This is a genomic window from Streptomyces sp. NBC_01618, from assembly GCF_045209435.1.
Taxonomy (GTDB): domain Bacteria; phylum Actinomycetota; class Actinomycetes; order Streptomycetales; family Streptomycetaceae; genus Streptomyces.
This window is the reverse complement of the sequence record NZ_CP109297.1, coordinates 4,228,007-4,245,596: the sequence shown is the minus strand read 5'-3', so window position 1 is coordinate 4,245,596 and position 17,590 is coordinate 4,228,007. Positions and strand designations below refer to the sequence as shown.

The 17,590-nt window shown below is 67.7% G+C and carries 17 protein-coding genes and 4 pseudogenes; 12 read left to right on the top strand and 9 right to left on the bottom strand.

The window, feature by feature from the left end:
• The first annotated feature begins 259 nt into the window (after positions 1–259).
• The 3 genes and pseudogenes from OH735_RS19850 to OH735_RS19840 form a co-directional block, all read left to right on the top strand.
• Positions 260–910 (top strand): YeeE/YedE family protein, encoded by a 651-nt coding sequence (locus OH735_RS19850; RefSeq protein WP_406382847.1) that lies wholly within the window; start codon positions 260–262, stop codon positions 908–910.
• The gene (locus OH735_RS19845) at positions 910–1,326 is read left to right on the top strand and encodes a YeeE/YedE thiosulfate transporter family protein (protein ID WP_406382846.1); all 417 of its coding nucleotides are present in this window, start codon (positions 910–912) and stop codon (positions 1,324–1,326) included. The genes OH735_RS19850 and OH735_RS19845 overlap by 1 nt, the downstream gene beginning before the upstream one ends.
• A gap of 54 nt (positions 1,327–1,380) precedes the next feature.
• Positions 1,381–1,581 (top strand): annotated as a pseudogene (locus tag OH735_RS19840) (flavoprotein); the annotation flags it as partial.
• Positions 1,582–2,888: 1,307 nt separating this feature from the next.
• On the opposite strand, the gene OH735_RS19835 reads toward OH735_RS19840, so the two are convergent.
• On the bottom strand, positions 2,889–4,283 hold the full coding sequence (locus OH735_RS19835) for an NAD(P)-binding domain-containing protein (protein ID WP_406382845.1): 1,395 nt from the start codon (positions 4,281–4,283) through the stop codon (positions 2,889–2,891).
• Between the two features lie 104 nt (positions 4,284–4,387).
• Between OH735_RS19835 and OH735_RS19830 the strand changes: the two genes are divergently transcribed.
• Complete coding sequence (locus OH735_RS19830) at positions 4,388–4,753, top strand: ArsR/SmtB family transcription factor (protein ID WP_406382844.1); 366 nt, start codon at positions 4,388–4,390, stop codon at positions 4,751–4,753.
• A 21-nt stretch (positions 4,754–4,774) separates the two neighbouring features.
• Here the strand turns inward: OH735_RS19830 and OH735_RS19825 are convergent, their stop codons facing one another.
• From OH735_RS19825 to OH735_RS19810, 4 genes are all read right to left on the bottom strand, one after another.
• Entirely contained in the window at positions 4,775–4,936 is a 162-nt protein-coding gene (locus OH735_RS19825; protein WP_406382843.1) for a hypothetical protein, read from the bottom strand.
• Positions 4,937–4,979: 43 nt separating this feature from the next.
• Positions 4,980–5,300 (bottom strand): hypothetical protein, encoded by a 321-nt coding sequence (locus OH735_RS19820; protein WP_406382842.1) that lies wholly within the window; start codon positions 5,298–5,300, stop codon positions 4,980–4,982.
• A 69-nt stretch (positions 5,301–5,369) separates the two neighbouring features.
• Entirely contained in the window at positions 5,370–6,485 is a 1,116-nt protein-coding gene (gene arsB, locus OH735_RS19815; protein WP_406382841.1) for an ACR3 family arsenite efflux transporter, read from the bottom strand.
• The gene (locus tag OH735_RS19810; protein WP_326763540.1) at positions 6,482–6,790 is read right to left on the bottom strand and encodes a metalloregulator ArsR/SmtB family transcription factor; all 309 of its coding nucleotides are present in this window, start codon (positions 6,788–6,790) and stop codon (positions 6,482–6,484) included. Before OH735_RS19810 ends, arsB begins: the two co-directional genes overlap by 4 nt.
• Before the next feature lie 95 nt (positions 6,791–6,885).
• On the opposite strand from OH735_RS19810, the gene OH735_RS19805 reads away from it, so the two are divergent.
• Both OH735_RS19805 and OH735_RS19800 read left to right on the top strand, forming a co-directional pair.
• Positions 6,886–7,308, top strand: a complete 423-nt coding sequence (locus tag OH735_RS19805) for an arsenate reductase ArsC (protein WP_406382840.1) — start codon at positions 6,886–6,888, stop codon at positions 7,306–7,308.
• 6 nt (positions 7,309–7,314) lie between these two features.
• A pseudogene (locus OH735_RS19800) lies at positions 7,315–7,518 on the top strand (thioredoxin-disulfide reductase); the annotation flags it as partial.
• Between the two features lie 176 nt (positions 7,519–7,694).
• On the opposite strand, the gene OH735_RS19795 reads toward OH735_RS19800, so the two are convergent.
• The 3 genes and pseudogenes from OH735_RS19795 to OH735_RS19785 all read right to left on the bottom strand — a co-directional run.
• A complete protein-coding gene (locus OH735_RS19795) occupies positions 7,695–9,161 on the bottom strand; it encodes an IPT/TIG domain-containing protein (protein ID WP_406386648.1) in 1,467 nt (488 codons plus the stop codon).
• 195 nt (positions 9,162–9,356) lie between these two features.
• Positions 9,357–9,518 (bottom strand): hypothetical protein, encoded by a 162-nt coding sequence (locus OH735_RS19790; protein WP_406386960.1) that lies wholly within the window; start codon positions 9,516–9,518, stop codon positions 9,357–9,359.
• Positions 9,488–9,757 (bottom strand): annotated as a pseudogene (locus OH735_RS19785) (DUF3631 domain-containing protein); the annotation flags it as partial. The pseudogene OH735_RS19785 and the gene OH735_RS19790, both read right to left, overlap by 31 nt.
• 21 nt (positions 9,758–9,778) lie before the next feature.
• Here OH735_RS19785 and OH735_RS19780 point away from each other — a divergent pair.
• From OH735_RS19780 to OH735_RS19755, 6 genes and pseudogenes are all read left to right on the top strand, one after another.
• Positions 9,779–10,001, top strand: a pseudogene (locus OH735_RS19780) (site-specific integrase); the annotation flags it as partial.
• 1,620 nt (positions 10,002–11,621) lie between these two features.
• Positions 11,622–11,960: a MerR family transcriptional regulator gene (locus OH735_RS19775; protein ID WP_406382839.1), complete on the top strand. Its 339-nt coding sequence runs from the start codon at positions 11,622–11,624 to the stop codon at positions 11,958–11,960.
• A gap of 767 nt (positions 11,961–12,727) precedes the next feature.
• A complete protein-coding gene (locus tag OH735_RS19770) occupies positions 12,728–12,931 on the top strand; it encodes a cold-shock protein (RefSeq protein ID WP_030304224.1) in 204 nt (67 codons plus the stop codon).
• A gap of 320 nt (positions 12,932–13,251) precedes the next feature.
• Positions 13,252–14,766, top strand: coding sequence for a DEAD/DEAH box helicase (locus OH735_RS19765; protein ID WP_406382838.1), 1,515 nt, complete (start codon positions 13,252–13,254; stop codon positions 14,764–14,766).
• Between the two features lie 44 nt (positions 14,767–14,810).
• Positions 14,811–15,215, top strand: a complete 405-nt coding sequence (locus tag OH735_RS19760) for a CBS domain-containing protein (RefSeq protein WP_406382837.1) — start codon at positions 14,811–14,813, stop codon at positions 15,213–15,215.
• Between the two features lie 54 nt (positions 15,216–15,269).
• Positions 15,270–15,581 (top strand): SCO5918 family protein, encoded by a 312-nt coding sequence (locus tag OH735_RS19755; protein ID WP_327368876.1) that lies wholly within the window; start codon positions 15,270–15,272, stop codon positions 15,579–15,581.
• Between the two features lie 636 nt (positions 15,582–16,217).
• On the opposite strand, the gene OH735_RS19750 is transcribed toward OH735_RS19755, so the two are convergent.
• Positions 16,218–17,567, bottom strand: coding sequence for a hypothetical protein (locus tag OH735_RS19750; protein WP_406382836.1), 1,350 nt, complete (start codon positions 17,565–17,567; stop codon positions 16,218–16,220).
• Positions 17,568–17,590 lie beyond the last annotated feature (23 nt).

Below are 17,590 nucleotides of genomic sequence, written 5' to 3'. Positions count from 1 at the left end.
CGTGGTCACCGGAGGCCGCGCCCTGGTCCCAGCCGGCGCCGCACCGCCCATATGAGCAGTCAGAACCCGGAACCGTGGCGCCGGGGGCCACGGCCCACTTCGGGGCGGCATCTCCGCCAGCACCTGTCTGGCATCACCAACCGTCACCGCCCCCACAGATTCCCGAGCCTTCAAACAGCCTCGCTCGACGGGCGAGGCAAGCTCCCCGCTCGAAGCGCGGCTGGTTGGCTCGATTTTCCGATTGGATGAGAGGACCCGCATGAGTACCTACTGGCCCTGGTGGGCGGGCGCTATCGGGCTCGCTCTGGTCACCATCAACTACGCCCTCATCACCGATCGGTCATTCGGTGTGTCGTCCGCGTGGGATCGCGTGTTGCACTGGCGCCGCGAACGCCAACTCGAGGAGATGGACGAGGAGTTCGCCGACGATCAAGCTCTCGCTGAGGCGCTCGCCGCAGCTACGGCTGAGCACTTCGGCACCGGCGCGTCCCCCCTGCCACAGGATTCGTACGGGAATTCACAGCCACTCGAAGCGGATACCGAACCAGCGGCGAGCGAGAGCCCCGCGGCCACGAGCCTGCGCCCGGCCCCGCTGGCCACCCAGGCTGCCCTGCTGATATCGGTCTTCCTCGGCGGATTGATCGCCGCGGTCACCTCCGGACGGTTCCACCTCCGCTACGACATGGGCCCGGGCTTTCGGAACCTGGTCACCGCCAATCCGACCACCATGATCGCCCTGCTGTTCGTGGGAGGCGTGCTGGTCGGCTTCGGCACTCGGCTGGCCGGTGGGTGCAGCTCCGGCCACGGACTCAACGGCTGCGGCCGTCTACGCCCGGTCAGCATCGTCGCGACCGCCGTGTTCTTCGGCACCGCCATCGTGGTGTCGTTCCTCCTGTGGAAGGTGATCTGATGCGTACCCGGGGCGCGATTCTGCTGGCCAACGTCATCACCGGACTGGCCCTCGGTTATACCGTCACCAACATCGGCTTCGGCGACTACGCCGAGCTGAACCGCATGTTCACCTTCCAGGACCTGCGCATGCTCCTCTCCTTCGCCGGCGCCGTGGTGATCATCGTGTGCGCATTCGCTCTGCTGCGGGTCCGCCGCACCCCAGGGCGCATCCACGGGGGCGTGATCCCCGGCGCGGTGTTGTTCGGTACGGGCTGGGCGATCTCAGGTGGGTGCCCTGCGATCCCGATCATCCAGGTCGCCAGCGGATACCTGCCCGCCCTGGTCACAATCGTCGGAGTCATCGTCGGTATCCGGCTGTGCCGCTGGGCCAACGCCCGATACTTCCACCTCGACCGCGGCTCCTGCGGGCTGTAACCAAGGACGCCCACCGACACAAGCCGTGGAGGTAGGGGCTCTCGCTTTGACGATCCCCCGGCCGCACTCCCGTACCTGAATTCCGCCCAGGCCGCCCACCCCGCCCACCGGGAGAGCCTGGACCGGCTGCAGGAGATGGTCCTCCTCATTGGCTCGCACGAACCCCATCGCCCGAAGGCCGCCGGCGGGACGGACCGGTTTCGTCGGGACGAGGCGTTGGACCTGCTCGGGCCAGCGGTGCCCGGCCGGAGATGATCACCGCCGACGGGCCGGTGCTGGACTCGCCTGCTGCACGGCCGTTATGGCTGCTGCGGAGGGCGGGGCGGGTGCGGGGAGATCGGCCAGGCGCCGGAGTCGCCAGATCAGTACGTCGCCGACCGAGTCGGCACTGCCCAGTTCTCGGGATGCCACGTCTCGATCACCGCGAGAGTCAGGAACACTACGACGGGATTCGGGACGACCTGCTCATGCAGGCCGGCGACTGAACAAAGCCGGAGCACTGGCGCCCGCCTGCGGACCGTCCACAGCACCTGCTGCGGAACCATCCGCTCATGCAAGAGGCCAGGTATGGCTTAGCGCCTCGGTCGGCCGAAGCCACCCGAGGCGCTAAGCCGCAGGTCAGAGGATTTCTCCTCGACCTGTGATCGGTAGGCCGTGTGGGACTCGAACCCGCAACCAACGGATTAAAAGTCCCGGCAGGGTCCTGCCGGGACCTCCGTCAGCTTCCGCGCTGGTCCAGAAATCCCTAGTCAGAGCCATGCCGCATGCTGGCCGGTCCACGATTGTGTGCGTCGTGTCAGCACGTCCGCTCACGCACCGCTCACGCACCGCTCACGCACCGCTCACGCACCGCTCACGCACCGCTCACGCACCGCTCACGCATCCAGGCCCCGTGAAGACGACCAAGCCAACACACCTTCCAAATGTTCATCAGGGATCCGAGGTGGGCCGGTGGGCGTTCCGGCCTGGGGCTGAGAGGTCGGCAGGTGGGTTTCTCAACGATCCCGGACGCCTGTGGATGAGACCAGAACTGAGACTCCGTGTCGGCCTCGGAGGGAGCCCGCAGCGGGTTGGGCGTTTCGTGCGGAACATGTATCCGATGCGCCCATCCGGAACTGATTGCCGCCTGTTGGCGTCGTGGCGTTTATGGCGCAGGGTGGGAGCACGATGGGTGAGGAGCCGACGTGGGCAGAGCTGCTGCTTACCTTTTTCCTCATGGCGGCCGTCCCTACCCTCATCGGAGGCGCGGTGCTCTTGACCCTTGTCGGAGTGACGATGTGGATGACTGCACCGCTGCGGCGGCGCAGGCATGCCCAGTCTGAGAACGACTAGTTCACTCGCCCTGGGCCGGGAGGCTTCCCACGGCTGTTGCAGCAGGACCAGTTGTGGGGTGTGGCGGTGCCGGCGCCGCCCCGCGCGGTATGGATGGAGACCCTAGCGTCGGACGCGGAGCGGGCTGGGCCTGGCCGCTGTGCCCAGCCCTGTCAGAGCCGCACATCCTGAGACGGCGGCAAGCAGTCCGAAAGCGCCCCGGCCGTCGGGGCCGGGGCGCTGGGGTTAGGTCAGCAGCAGCTGCCGGACGACGGCGATTCCTCGGCGGCTGCGACCGGCAGAGAGGTGCCGACGCCGATCTGTACGAGTGCGGGTGCCGCAGTGGCGCAGCATCCTCCGCCGTCGACCTGGTCGGCTGCCGGATCGTCGAAGAGCCCCGCGCCGCCGCAGACTCCGGTTTCGGGGAGGGTGAGTTCGACGCGGTCGGCGGAGTCGATGTCACCGACGATGGCGGCGGTGACGGAACGGACCTGCTCGTAGCCGGTCATGGCGAGGAAGGTCGGGGCGCGTCCGTAGGACTTCATTCCGACCAGGTAGATGCCGGGTTCGGGATGGGAGAGTTCGCGGTGGCCGTGGGGGTAGACGGTGCCGCAGGAGTGCTGGTTGGGGTCGATCAGCGGGGCGAGCTCGACGGGAGCCTGGAGGCGTTCGTCGAGGCCGAGGCGGACCTCGGAGAGGAAGGACAGGTCGGGGCGGAAACCGGTCAGGACGATGACCTCGTCCACCGGGTCGAGACGGCGCCCGTCCTCGCCGACCAGGATCAGGCGGCTGTCCTCGTCACGCTCGATGGCCTCGGTGCGGAAGCCGGTGACCGCGTCGGCGTGGCCGTTGTCGACGGCGGCCTTCGCGGCGAGGCCGAGGGCGCCGCGGGCGGGGAGCTGGTCGGCGGTGCCGCCGCCGAAGGTGGAGCCGCTGATGCCGCGGCGCAGGATCCACACCGCGTGCGTGCCGGGCTCGTCCTTCGCGATGTCGGCCAGGGTAGCCAGGGCGGTGAACGCGGAGGCGCCGGAGCCGATGACGGCGGTGCGCTTGCCGGCGTAGCGGTCACGGACGGCCGGGTTATTGAGGTCGGGGACGCGGTAGGTGATGCGGTCGGCCGCCGTCTTCTCGCCGAGGGCGGGCAGGCCGCTGGCCCCGGCCGGACTCGGGGTGGTCCAGGTGCCGGAGGCGTCGATGACCGCGCGGGCGAAGACACGCTCCTCGCCGCCGTCGGCAATGGTGAAATGGACGACGAAGGGCTGGGCTTCGCGGTCGGCGTCGACGATGCGGTCACGGCCGGTGCGCGACACCCCGGTGACAGTGGCGCCCAAGCGGACGCGCTCGCCCAGGACATCGGCCAGCGGCTGGAGGTACTGCTCGGCCCAGTCCCCGCCGGACGGGTAGGTGGCCGCGTCGGGCTTGGTCCAGCCGGTCGGCGCCAGGAGCTTCTCGGCGGCCGGGTCTGTGACCTCGCCCCAGGTGGAGAACAGCCGCACGTGCGACCAGTCGCGAACCGCTGCGGCGACGACCGGACCGGCTTCCAGGACCAGCGGTTCGATGCCGCGCTCGACGAGGTGGGCGGCGGCCGCCAGCCCGGCGGGGCCGGCGCCGATGACGACAACCGGAAGGTCTGCAGTGGTGGTCATGGCGGTGATGTCCTCCGAGATAGGCGGCCGGTCCGGCCGCTGTTTCGATTGCTGTCGATATCTGGAGCTTGGCACTTGGCATCGATGAGTGTCAACATAGACATATGTCGAAGTCAGAGATTGCGGAGCTGCCGGTCCTCGACGCGGGGGCCGTGGTGCCGTGCTGCCCGCCGATCACCGCCGGGGAGCTGTCGCAGGACGATGCGGAGAAGATGGCCGTCATGTTCAAGGCCCTGTCGGACCCGGTGCGGCTGCGCCTGTTCTCCAAGGTCGCCTCGCACCCGGGCGGCGAGGCGTGCGTCTGCGACATCTCCGACGTCGGCGTCTCCCAGCCGACCGTCTCCCACCACCTGAAGAAGCTGCGCGAGGCCGGACTCCTCACCTCCGAGCGGCGGGGGACCTGGGTGTACTACCGGGTCGCGCCGTCCGTCGTGGCGGCCATGTCCACCATGCTCGACCTGCGCACCTGATCTCCGGTCGGCGCCTGCCAGTCAGCCGGTGCAGTCGGGCGGGCAGCACCGCGCCAGGTACGCCTGGAGGGCGGAGACGCGCTGGGCCATCGCGGCTCCGGGCTCCGGGCTCCGGGCCTCGGCTTCGTCGGCATGGAGTTCCAGCGGAGCTTCTCGCGCGGCGTCGGCCGGGATGCCGGGCACGTCCTGAAGCGAATGTGTACCGCAGCGGCCGGGTGAACCGCGATCAGGATTCGTGGTGGGCGGCGGTCGCGAGCGCCTGTTGCAGCTGGCTGATGCCGGGTGCGCCGTCCAAGCCCTCGGGCGTGCGGTAGAGACGGCAAGTCATCCCCTGCGCCTGTCCGGCTTCTGCGAACGGGTCTTCACCGTCGATGAGGATGGTCGGGGAGCCGGTGAAGCCGATGCGTTCGGCCTCGGCCTGGTCGGTGACCACCCGTGTGACGACATCGGCCTCCTGCAGCCCGGACGCCTCCAGCGCCTGCCGCAACCGGCCGGCAGCCAGCTCTTCGTTCGGGCATTCCTTCACGACCACGACCTCGATCCGCATGCCTCCAGCATGCCGCAGGCGCTCAGGCCAGCAGCTTGGTTCCCGTGGTGCGGCAGCCGAGGCAGTGCATCAGTCGCCCCTTCCCTGGGTGGTGAGTGCCGCGGGCGTGAACTTCTTGCGCCAGGCCAGCGCGACGTAGACGAGTCCGATCAGGACGGGTACCTCGATGAGCGGTCCGACGACTCCGGACAGGGCCTGGCCGGAGGTGACGCCGAAGGTGGCGATGGCGACGGCGATGGCGAGTTCGAAGTTGTTGCCCGCCGCGGTGAACGCCAGTGTGGCCGTGCGGTCGTAGGCCAGTCCGAGAGCCTTGCCGAGCAGGAAGGTGCCGAAGAACATGATCGCGAAGTAGACGAGCAGCGGCAGCGCGATCCGGACCACGTCCAACGGCTGCGAGGTGATCGTCTTCCCTTGGAGGGCGAACAGGATGACGATCGTGAAGAGCAGCCCGTACAGCGCCCAGGGGCCGATCTTCGGCAGGAACTTCGCCTCGTAGTTCTCGCGGCCCATCTTCTGCTCGCCGATGCGGCGGGTGAGGAAGCCGGCCAGCAGCGGGATGCCGAGGAAGATGATGACGTTGAGGGCGATGTGCCACACGGAGACGTCCAAGCCCTGGCCGTCTCCGAGGTTCAGCCACCGGGGCAGCAGGTCGAGGTAGAACCAGCCGAGCAGGCCGAACGCGATGACCTGGAACACGCTGTTGAGGGCGACAAGTACGGCGGCTGCTTCGCGGTCGCCGCAGGCGAGGTCGTTCCAGATGATGACCATGGCGATGCAGCGGGCGAGGCCGACGATGATCAGGCCGGTGCGGTACTCGGGCAGGTCCGGCAGGAAGATCCACGCCAGGGCGAACATGACGGCCGGGCCGACGATCCAGTTGATGACCAGCGAGGACACCATCAGCTTGCGGTCGCCGGTGACGGTGTCGAGCTTGTCGTAGCGGACCTTGGCCAGCACCGGGTACATCATGACGAGCAGGCCGAGCGCGATCGGCAGGGAGATACCGCCGATCTCGATCTTCGCCAGTGCGTCGTTCATCCCCGGGATCAGGCGCCCCAGGCCCAGGCCGACGGCCATGGCGAGCAGGATCCACACCGCGAGATAGCGGTCGAGCGTGGAGAGCTTCTTGACGATCGACTCATCCCCGGTCGCTGTGGCGGCGATGGTGGCTTCGGTGGAGGTCACGGGCAGGCCCTCTTGTTCCCGGCGGCGGTACGGGCGGACTCGGCCAGCGCCGCGAACTGCTCGGAGAGGCCGGCCAGGACCTCGGGGCGCAGCTTGTAGTAGGTGAAGCGGCCGCACGGCTCGGTCTCCACCACACCGGCCTCGCGCAGCACCTTCAGGTGGTTGGACAGGTTGGTCTGCTTCGCACCGGTCTCCTCGACCAGGTGCGTCGTGCAGAGCGTCTCGCGGGCCAGCAGGGTCACGATCTGGAGGCGGAGTGGATCGCCCAGCACTCGGATCAGATCAGGATCGACTGAAGTCAGCATGTACTGATATTCTCACATCATTGTCTGCTGATACCAGCGGGGGGTGAAGTCGCATGGCGGCTGATACCGCCATGCGACGAGAGAGAACGATCAACATGGCCGAGTCTTCCGGCAAGCCGTCCGTCCTGTTCGTCTGCGTCCACAACGCCGGCCGCTCCCAGATGGCCGCCGCCTGGCTGACCCACCTGGCCGGGGACCGCGTCGAGGTCCGCTCCGCCGGCTCCAACCCCGGCAACGCCGTGAACCCGGCCGCCGTCGAGGCAATGGCCGAGGTCAGCATCGACATCTCCGCCGAGACCCCGAAGATCCTCACGATCGACGCCGTCCGCGAGTCAGACGTGTGCATCACCATGGGCTGCGGCGACACCTGCCCGGTCTTCCCGGGCAAGCGCTACCTCGACTGGAAGCTCGACGACCCGGCCGGACAGGGCGTCGAAGCCGTCCGCCCCATCCGCGACGAAATCAAGACCCTCGTCGAGGGCCTGATCGCCGAGATCGCCCCGGAGGCAACGGCGTGAGCGGTATACACGAAGGTCTCCTCGCCCACCATCCGGACGAACATCCACGGCGTCTTCGGGGCGGGCGACGTCGTCGACCACACCTACCGCCAGGCCATCACCGCCGCAGGCAGCGGCGCATCGGCAGCTCTGGATGCCGAGCGCTACCTCGCGGCACTCAACGCCGGTGAATCAGCAGACGCACACGAAACCGCTGTCGCGGTCAACTAAGAGGCCGCGCATATAGGCGGTGGGCGGGGGCCGACTGCCAGACGAGGCAGGCACAGCCTGCTCGCCGCAGGGCGAACGGTCCTGCGGCGATCCCTCGCCCGGGCACGGTTCGACCGGTCGGCGGCAAGGGCCCGGGGCTGCTCGAAGGGCCACCCCGGGAACGGGGCGTGCGGACGCTATCGTCCGGTGTAGGTGAACTCGTCGGCCGGGCTGGTGGGAGAGGTCGCCTTGCCGACCGTCACGGTGATGTCAACCGTCTGGTGGTCGTCGAGCTGGCCGGGCGCGGTTGCGGTGATCTGGCCGGTGGAGACGAACTTGACCGAATCGGATGCCTTGTCCTTGAAGTGCACGGTGGCGCCATCGGCGAAGCCCGAGCCGCTGATGGTGACCGGGGTGCCGACCTTTCCGCTGGTCGGGCTGACCGCACTGACCACCACAGGTGCGGGTCCGCCATAGGCGAACTGCCCCATCGCTGCGGCCGGGGAGGTGCCGAGGGTGTTGGTGACGCGGACGTGGACAACGCCGGTTCCGTTGGGGACCTGAGCGGTGATCCTGATGCCGGAGGGGTCGATGTCGCGCTTGGCGCAGGCGAAGTGGCCGAAGTCGACCATGCTGTCCGGACTGAAACCGGTGCCGTTGATGGTCACCGTGGCGCCTGGTGCGCCGAAGGTGGGGGTCACGTCGGTCACCACCGGCCCGGAAGGGACGGCAGGCGCCCCCACCAGGTCCAGGTAGGTGGAGTTGGCGTGCTGGAAGGCGACCTGGCCGAGGAAGTCCTGGGTGGTCTTGTTGACCAGGTTCTTGGCAAGGCTCGTGTATCCGGTGTTCATCAGGCAGAGCGTGCCGGGCTGGACGTAGACGTTACCCTTGGTGCGCTTGGAGATCGCCCCGATGAGCAGCTTCACTTCTTCGGTCGCCTGCGGTCCCGGGCTCGGGTACCAGTCGGCGGTGGTGTCGAGATCGGCCCATGCGTGCGGTACCAGGTCGTAGGCGTTGTTCTGGCGCTCGTCGATGACCCACGGCACGGAGTCGAAGTAGTCGACAAAGCTCTGCACGCCGGCGGTGGGAGCGGCATAGGTGATCACCGCGAACTTCGGCTGTTTCGGCCAGGTCTGTGCCTGCAGGTACGGCGCGAGCATGGTGGCGATGCAACCGCCCAGGCTGTGACCGGTCAGATAGACGGTCGGCTGCGGCGAGGAGGGCGCCGACTTGAGCACGGCGGCGAGCGCCTGAGCGAGCGTGACGTTCGGGGAGGGCGAGGCGATCGAGCGGGCGTTGACAACCCGTTTGAACGCATCCATCGCCCCCTTGGAAACGGCGATGGGCTTCGGCGATCCGCTTTCGGGGAACGGGACGACTGTGCCGACCTCAAGGTCCTCAAGGATGTCGGTCAGATCGGCGTCCGTTCCGCGAGCGACCACGGCGAACTCGTTCGAGCCGTTGGTGCTCTGTGCGATGTAGGCCATATTGGCGTTGGCCTCGCTCAGGGCGAGCCACACCAGCTTCCACGCGCCCTGCGTCGCAAGGCTGGGATCGCTCAGTTGCGCGTCGATGCCGGTGATGATTCGCTCGGTCTGATGCTCCGGGGTTTCCCCGGACGGACGCGGGGTAGCCCCGGTGGCTGCAAGGGCAGCCAGGGTCATGGTCACCTGGGCGATTGTCGGATCGGGCGCCATCGTCGTTCCTGCTCCTCGGATGTTTTGCCGGTGCGGAGGCGGAACGGCCTTTCGGCAGCATCAGGGCAGATCTGTGCCGAACCGACCGTCAGATTGGACGCACACAATCAGACCTCCCCTCTGCTTTATCCGGTGCTTTTCCTGCCTTCAGGTTGACCAGGTTCACCTTGTTGGCCGTTCGTCATACGTGTGTGCGGTGCGCAGCGCGGTCGCCAGAACTGCGGTGTCCGCGGGCAGGCCCGGGGCGGCGGCCCAGGCGACGATGCCGTCGGGGCGGATGAACGCGGCCGACAGATCGCCGCGGTCGGCAGGGGCGGCCACCACGGTCGACAGGCGGCGAACCGGTCGCGCAGGGCATGGAGGGGCGGGGTGTCGCGGTAGGTGCGGAACTCGGCCACCTTCTCGCCCGGCCTGCGGCGGCGCATCCGGATGACGATCGATCGGTCCATGACCGTGTCGGGCAGGTCGCCGATGCCCGCGAGGGCCGCCATGGCGAAGGTGGGGAGCTTCGCGACTTCGTGGTTGGGACCAGAAACCCGGAGGTTGCTGGGGCCTCCGGCGTTGTGCCGCCGGGGGCCCGTTTCCGCATCCTCGCCACCACCGACCTGCCGCCGATCACCTTGCGCGACCTGCGTCACGTCGCGGCCACTCTCACCCACGGCAGGGGCGGCGATCTCCACACGATCAAGGGCGACGCTGCACCACTCCACGATCACGCTCACGTCGGACACGTACACGAGCCTGCTGCCCGAGGTCGACAAAGCCGCCGCCGCGCTGGTGCCACGGGCCCGTAGGGCCCCTCCGTAGCCCCTGCTGTCGGACCGTCCGCTCACGCACGAGGTCGGGGAAGACGAAGCGCCCCGACCGGATGAAACCGATCGAGGCGCTAAGTAGCAGGTCAGAGGGGGTCCCACCTCGCTGCCGGCGGTAGGCCGTGTGGGACTCGAACCCACAACCAACGGATTAAAAGTCCCGGCAGGGTCCTGCCGGGACTTCCGCCAGCTTCCACGCTGGTCCAGAAATGCCTAGTCAGAGGCATGTCGCATGCTGGCCGGTCCAAGGTTGTGTGCGCCATGTCAGCACGTCCGCTCACGCATCGCTCACGCATCCAGGCCCCGTCGAAGACGGCCGAGCCAACACACCTTCCAAATGTTCATCAGGAATCCGAGGTGGGTCGGTGGGCGTGCCGGCCTGGAGCGGAGAGGTCGGCAGGTGGGTTCCTCAACGATCCCGGACACCGGTGGATGGGACCAGAACTGAGACCGCGGCGCGGCCGGAGCCTTGCCGGTCAAGAGCAGACAGCAGTCAGCCGTGGCGGGTTCGAGTTTGAACCAGCGGCCCCTTTGTCCCAAATGAGGTTCGGCGAAGATCGTGACCTGCGAGGAAATCCCGGGCGCTCCGGCGCGCGCTGGCAATGCATGCCGTGGAGAGGGCAGTTGCCACGTTGACGCTCATTGTGTTCATCAGGCCACCCTGGTCTCTGGATCGTCACGCAGGTCCTATCTGGCGGCGCTTGTGCCCGGCCTGCGGTGTGTCAACCGCACGAGCCCGCGCGTGTCCTGAGCGATCATCCGCATGGCCAGACGTGGCGAATGCGGTGTTCGCGGCGTCGAGGCTGCGCGTAACGGCGCTGGTCGGAGCGGGCGAGCCTGGCTGGAGCGGGGCCGCCGCACACCCGTTCCGTGACCGAGGCCGACTATCTCTCCGCCCGGGTACGGAAATCTATGTCAGCCGGAGTAGACATTAGGGTGGTGGTGTGGCTATGGTTTCTCTCGTAGCCCAGAGAGACAGCAGGGCCCGGCAGAGACGAACTGCCGGGCAGCAGTAACCGCAGTTGCAGTTCGCAGGACGGTGCGGTGGTGGAGTTCCGAAGCCAGGGTTGTTGCAGGACGGCGACGGGACTGGCGACCGGACCGGGTGGCCCGCAGTGATCAGGGGCCGCCGTGAGCAGTACCCGCAAGTGCAGTACGCAGCAGTGAAGTCAGTGAGCAGCACCTCGGTGAAGGCGTCGGCTGCGGACGCGCGCACCGGGAGGTTCGACAGTGGGGTTCTAAGCCAGAGCAGATGCAGGACGGGCGACGGGGCTGGCTGTCGAAAAGTGGCGCTGGCACAGGCCACAGAGCAGTACGCAGGAGAGCAGTACCAGCAGTAGGTAAGTGATGATCCCAGAGGGAAGAACGGAGGAGCCAGGCGCCATCAGGATCGCCCGGGTGGAAGTTTTGAGCCCGGGTACCGCAGGACATCGATAGCGAGGTGGTCTCCGGTCAAGCAACCGCGATCCCCGCACCCCCGACAACTTCCAGGTCGGGTCAGCGGAAATAGAAGGCCGGCGCAGTATCAGGGTCGGCAGATGGTGTAGCAGTTCCTTCGGGGCTCGGGTGCCGTACGGCACCCGAGCCCCTCCACGCGTTCCACAGAGAGGTGCAAATGACAGCAGACGACTCGTTCGGCCGTCTCAACGACGACGACTACCCTGCCTACACGATGGGCCGGGCCGCCGAGATGCTCGATACCACACAAGGTTTCCTCCGCGCCATCGGAGAAGCCCGCCTGATCACCCCGCTGCGTTCCGAGGGCGGCCACCGGCGCTACTCCCGCTACCAGTTGCGCATCGCCGCACGCGCCCGCGAACTCGTCGACCAGGGCACCCCCATCGAGGCCGCCTGCCGCATCATCATCCTCGAGGACCAGCTCGAAGAAGCCCAGCGCATCAACGCCGAATACCGCCACGCCGCCGAATCAGAGAACCCGACGACCGCGGGCTGACGCGTGGCTTCTGGGTCAACTGCCTTGACCAGGAAGTTCCCTTCGCCCACATCTTCGTCGTGGGCGTTCTGCTGCGGCGGAGGAGCCAGGGTGACCGCCTCCGTCTGCCGCATGTCGTAGGACGCTTCATCGGCAGGAAGGTGTGAGGCAAGGGCCGCGGGAACTGTGAAGTGGTTTGACACGCAGAACGGCTGCGGCTTCACCGCCCGGACAGTGGCGGCTCGGACGTGTTCGCCCACCGTACGGCGATCAGCCCGCGCGCGGAGCGTACTGCTGCCCCGGGCAGGTCCTGCTGTCCGACTGGTTCGCACGAACGGTGGGCGTCGGCCGCCTTCAGTCTCAGTCCATGGTGGTGGGATCTGGGGCACTCGTGAGAGCGCCGCGCAGCAGCGCTGCGCTGATCTGCGTCGGGACCCTTATACGGGCTGATGGGCCGCCGTATAAACGACGACCGCTCTTCCTGGAACGCCGTGTTCCGGGTGGATCAATATCTATGACCGCGAGACGAGAGTTTAATGTGCCGCGCGGACAGTGTGTTTACTGCAACGGGCAGAGTGGAATTATTTACCGTACGCAGGCCGCTACCGCATGCTACTGTCGATCTCAGTTGCAGTCGTGGTTCCCAAAAACTTCAACACCTTTCGTCGGCATTTTTAGCCGCGGGGAGCGTTTTGTATTTCCGGTCATCTCCGGGCGGGGCATCATCGCGGCGACCCGGTATCCGTGGATTGCGGGTTCCGGCGTACTGCCCCACAAGGAGATATGACATGGCGTCTGGCACTGTGAAGTGGTTCAACGCGGCCAAGGGTTTCGGCTTCATCGAGCAGGACGGTGGCGGCGCTGACGTGTTCGCCCACTTCTCGAACATCGCCGCTCAGGGCTTCCGTGAGCTGCTCGAAGGTCAGAAGGTCACCTTCGACATCGCGCAGGGCCAGAAGGGCCCGACGGCCGAGAACATCGTTCCCGCCTGACGCTGACGCGCACTTCGTAGCTGGGGCCCGCATCCCTCGGGGTGCGGGCCCCAGCTACGGGCATTCCCCGGGGCTTCCCTGTGGGGCAACGACGCCCGCAGATCCCTCTCCAGGAATGCGGACCTCTTTGAAGATGCACCCGTAGACGTCCGGGATCTCACGTCCGCATGACGTCACCCATTTCATCGCCTGCACTTGCACCGGATTCACCGCGGGCCAGATCTGCTTTCGCATTTCGTTCGGCTCGTTCTTGTGATTCCCCGCGCTGTTCTTCTGCTGCGAGAATTCCTTGATACGTGCCGTATCAAGGAAGGTTCTGAATGAACCCCTCACGTACGAACAACCGCTCCTCCCGCAGCCGTACCGGCGGTCCCGCCTTCGGCTCCGGCGCCGGTTCGCACCGGGGCAACCGCTTCGGCACGCCCGCCCCGAGCCGTTCCGGAGGGCCGAGCCGCCCAGGCGGCCGCGGCCGGCGGCCCGCGGCGGCCTCGGGCGAGTTCGCCCTGCCCAAGACGATCACTCCCGCGCTGCCCGCCGTCGAGGCTTTCGCCGACCTCGACATGCCCGAGCAGCTGCTGGCCTCGCTCACCGCGCAAGGCATGCGCGTCCCGTTCCCGATCCAGGGCGCGACCCTGCCCAATACCCTCGCGGGCCGCGACGTCCTCGGTCGCGGGCGCACCGGCTCAGGCAAGACCCTCGCCTTCGGCCTGGCCCTGCTGGCCCGCACCGCCGGACAGCGCGCCGAGCCCCGCCAGCCGCTGGCCCTGATCCTCGTGCCGACGCGTGAACTGGCACAGCAGGTGACCGCCGCTCTCACCCCCTACGCCCGCTCGGTGAGGCTGCGCCTGGCCACCGTCGTCGGCGGAATGCCGATCCGCAGGCAGGTCAGTGCACTGCGCAGTGGCGCCGAAGTCGTCGTCGCGACGCCGGGCCGCCTCAAGGACCTCATCGACCGGGGAGACTGCCGGCTGAACCAGGTCGCGATCACCGTCCTGGACGAGGCCGACCAGATGGCCGACATGGGCTTCATGCCCCAGGTCACCGCACTCCTGGACCAGGTCCGCCCCGAGGGCCAGCGGATGCTGTTCTCCGCCACCCTCGACCGCAACGTCGACCTCCTGGTCCGCCGCTACCTCACCGACCCGGTCGTCCACTCCGTCGACCCGTCCGCCGGCGCGGTCACCACGATGGAGCACCACGTACTGCACGTCCACGGCGCCGACAAGCACCGCACGACGACCGAGATCGCGGCCCGCGAAGGCCGGGTGATCATGTTCCTGGACACCAAGCACGCCGTCGACCGGCTGACGCAGGACCTGCTGAACAGCGGAGTGCGGGCCGCCGCCCTGCACGGCGGGAAGTCGCAGCCGCAGCGCACACGGACCCTGGCCCAGTTCAAAACCGGGCACGTCACCGTGCTCGTCGCGACGAACGTCGCGGCGCGCGGTATCCACGTCGACAACCTCGACCTCGTCGTCAACGTCGACCCGCCGAGCGACCACAAGGACTACCTCCACCGCGGCGGCCGCACCGCGCGGGCCGGCGAGTCCGGCGGCGTCGTCACCCTGGTCACCCCCAACCAGCGCCGCGACATGACCCGCCTCATGGCAGCCGCCGGCATCGTGCCGCAGACCACTCAGGTCCGCTCGGGCGAGGAGGCACTCAGCCGGATCACCGGCGCCCAGCCCCCCTCCGGCATCCCCGTGACGATCACCACGCCGGTGGCCGAGCGACGTCAGCGCAGCCGCAGCGCGGCCTCCCGCGGCCGGCGCAGCCCCGCTTCGACTGCCCGGCGCACGATCGTGCGGCAGTCCTCCTTCGACGCGGCGGCCTAGAACCCTTGATCAGGAAACTGGCCCATCTCTGCAGGAGGCACATCTTGGCACTGGTTCAGATGCAACCCCGCCCGGCGAGCGCCACCCCGGCGCACAGGACAGTGGCCGACACCATGGGCACGGCCGGACCGCAGGTCTGCGACGACATGACCATCGAAGTCGCCCTGGCCGTCATGACCAGTGCCCGCACCGAGCACCTGCTCGTCTGCGACAACGACGGCCTGTGCACCAGACCGGTCACTCAGGCCCAGCTCACCGCCATCCGTGACAGCCCCGCGTACACGGACCGGGTCCAGCTACGCGACATTCTCGACAACCGCGGGCCGTTCACCTCACCCGCTACCACGATCACCGAAGCCCAGCACGCGATGCGCGGCCGCCGGCCCGGTGCCCTGCCGGTCGTCGACGAGCAGGGCAGCGCTCCGGGCGTCCTCGCCCTTGCCCACTGAACCGCCTCACCGCGGCGAAACCATTCCCCTTCATTCTTCTCCCTGTGAGGCATCATGCGCTGTGTCATCGCCCGCTTCCCGTTCGACCTCACCAAGAGCGGCGTCCTGGAATCCATGAAGGGCATCAAGCCCGAACAGGTCATCGGCGAGTCCGTGATCATCGGCCGCCGCACCTACCCCGTCAAGCAGGTCGGGCAGGTCATCACACGCCAGGACCGCCGCGATTTCAGCGCCGGCGAAATCCTCCGGGCCATGACCCAACTCGGCTTCACCTGCCCCGGCCTTCCCCACACCGCCGCGCCCACGCGCGTCCTCAACCCGTTCCAACAGGCTTCCGCGATGCTCGGCGCCCCTGCCGCCGTCTGACCGACGCGCAGGCGCAAGCCGCCACCAAAACAACAGTGAGGGTCCTCAGCGCGCAGCAGTGGATTCAGTGGTCGGAGTAGCTAAAGTCGCCCATGGTCCAAGCGCTGACGTCATCGATCGCCACCAAGACCTCCGACACCCGCTGCCTCCAGACTGCTTTGGGAGTCAGCCGCCTCGAACGGCGACGGGCCGCGAACGCGGTGAGCGGCGAGGAAGCCGTCGAGGCTTCGACGCTCCTTCGGTGAGGGGGAGATCCAGCCTGTCGGTTGGGGTCGTCTGGTCAGCGTCTCGCCTCTCGGCGGACAACCGTTCGCCCCCGACGAGGCCGCAGGAGAGCGGCCCCCTGGCCGACTGGGCCGCTTGGGTTACCACGTGCGGCGCGTCGTCCTCGGGGCCGCTCTGAAAAGCACGGCGAGCGCTACCTCGCGGCACTCAACGCCGGTGAATCAGCAGACGCACACGAAGCCGCTGTCGCGGTTAATCAAGTGCTGGAAGAGCAGGGCGCCGGCGGAAACGAGACGGGTCCGTAACTGGAAGCCTGACCGCCCTGCCGGCCAGATCCTGCTTGCCTGACCCGCGCGCCGCCCAGACGGGGAGGGCGGTGCGGCGCCCGCCTCATCGCCCTCTCCAGGGTCACTACCCCTTCAGCGTCGCGACCTGGCGAGCGCGTTCGCCGAGTTCTCTTACGGCCCGGACCTTCCGGTGGGGAGCGAGCCGCTTCCGCATCGTCTCGAAGTGCTCGTCGCCGCGAGCGGTTGACAAACCCACGTAGTCGTCGAGGAACGTATTCCAGGTGCTGCACGCCTCCTCGATGTGTCCCAGTTCGTACTGGCGTTGGGCCATCACGCCGTTGGCGTGGAGTCGGCCCTGCCGTTCCTGTTTGGGTTGTGCCCGGACCGAGCTCTTCAGAGCCGCGATCGAGCCCGCCAGGTCTTTCGTCTCGTAGAGGACGTGGGCGACGTGGAACTGGTAGGCCGCTTGGTCGTATCCGCCGACAGCATCTCGGCGTGAGTCGGCCTTCGAGAGCGCTACTTCGGCTTCACGCAGGCGAGTGAATGCCTGCTTCCGGTCGCCGACCATGGCTGCCGAGTGTGCCTGCTGACCTCGAAGGAACGCCACCAGCCGCGGGCCGGCCTTGGGTGCAGCTTCGGCAGCTGAGTCCGCGAGCTTCAAGGCCGTCTGCCCATGGCGCAGATGTGATGCCTGAAGGCTCATGCCGCGCAGAGTGCGGCAGTAGGTGACGTGGTCAGCAGCATCCTTGGCGAGGTTCAACGCCTTTACGTAGTACTGCTGTCCGAGGCCGTGCTCTCGTTCGTACATCGCCATCCACCCGGTCAGGTAGGTCAGGTCGGAGGCGGCGGAGAGCATGTCGTTTCTGACCGGCTCGGTTGCTTGGGCTCGCAGGTAGGGCGCGACGGTGTTGACGAGGAATGCCGCGGCCATTGGGCGGGCGTGGCCGCCGCCCAGCTCGTCGAGGATGTCTGCGATGCGGTCGGTCATGGTCCGTACGGTCGCGACTTCGCCCGGCCCGATACGGCCTGTGGGTTTCGTGGCGCGTTCGCGTTCCTCTGCGTGCGCCTCGCCTGCGAAGAGGGGCACGACGAGAGCAGCCGAGTACAAGCCGGCGGCGAGCACGCCGCGTCGTGAGGGGTCCATATCAGCCCTGCCCAGATCCAAGAGGGACTCGACAGTGTCTCCGCTGCCGGAGTCCTCTCCGCCCTTCGGAGGCTGCAGACCCGCTTCCGCATAGGTCACGGGGCGGCCGACCTTACGTTCGAGTACCTCGATGATGATCGGCCTGACCTGCTCCCTTGGCTGCGTCCCGCTCAGCCAGTGCGAAACGGCGGAGTGGTCGTACTTCAGGGTCATACCGACCTGGACACCGGTGCGGTTCACCGCATTGGCGAGCTGGGTACGCGACCATTGCGCCTGCTCAAGCAGGGTTTCGAGTCCCGTATTGCGGTCGTCCTGGGGTGCTTTGGCCATTGCCAACTCCCGTAGGTTTCACG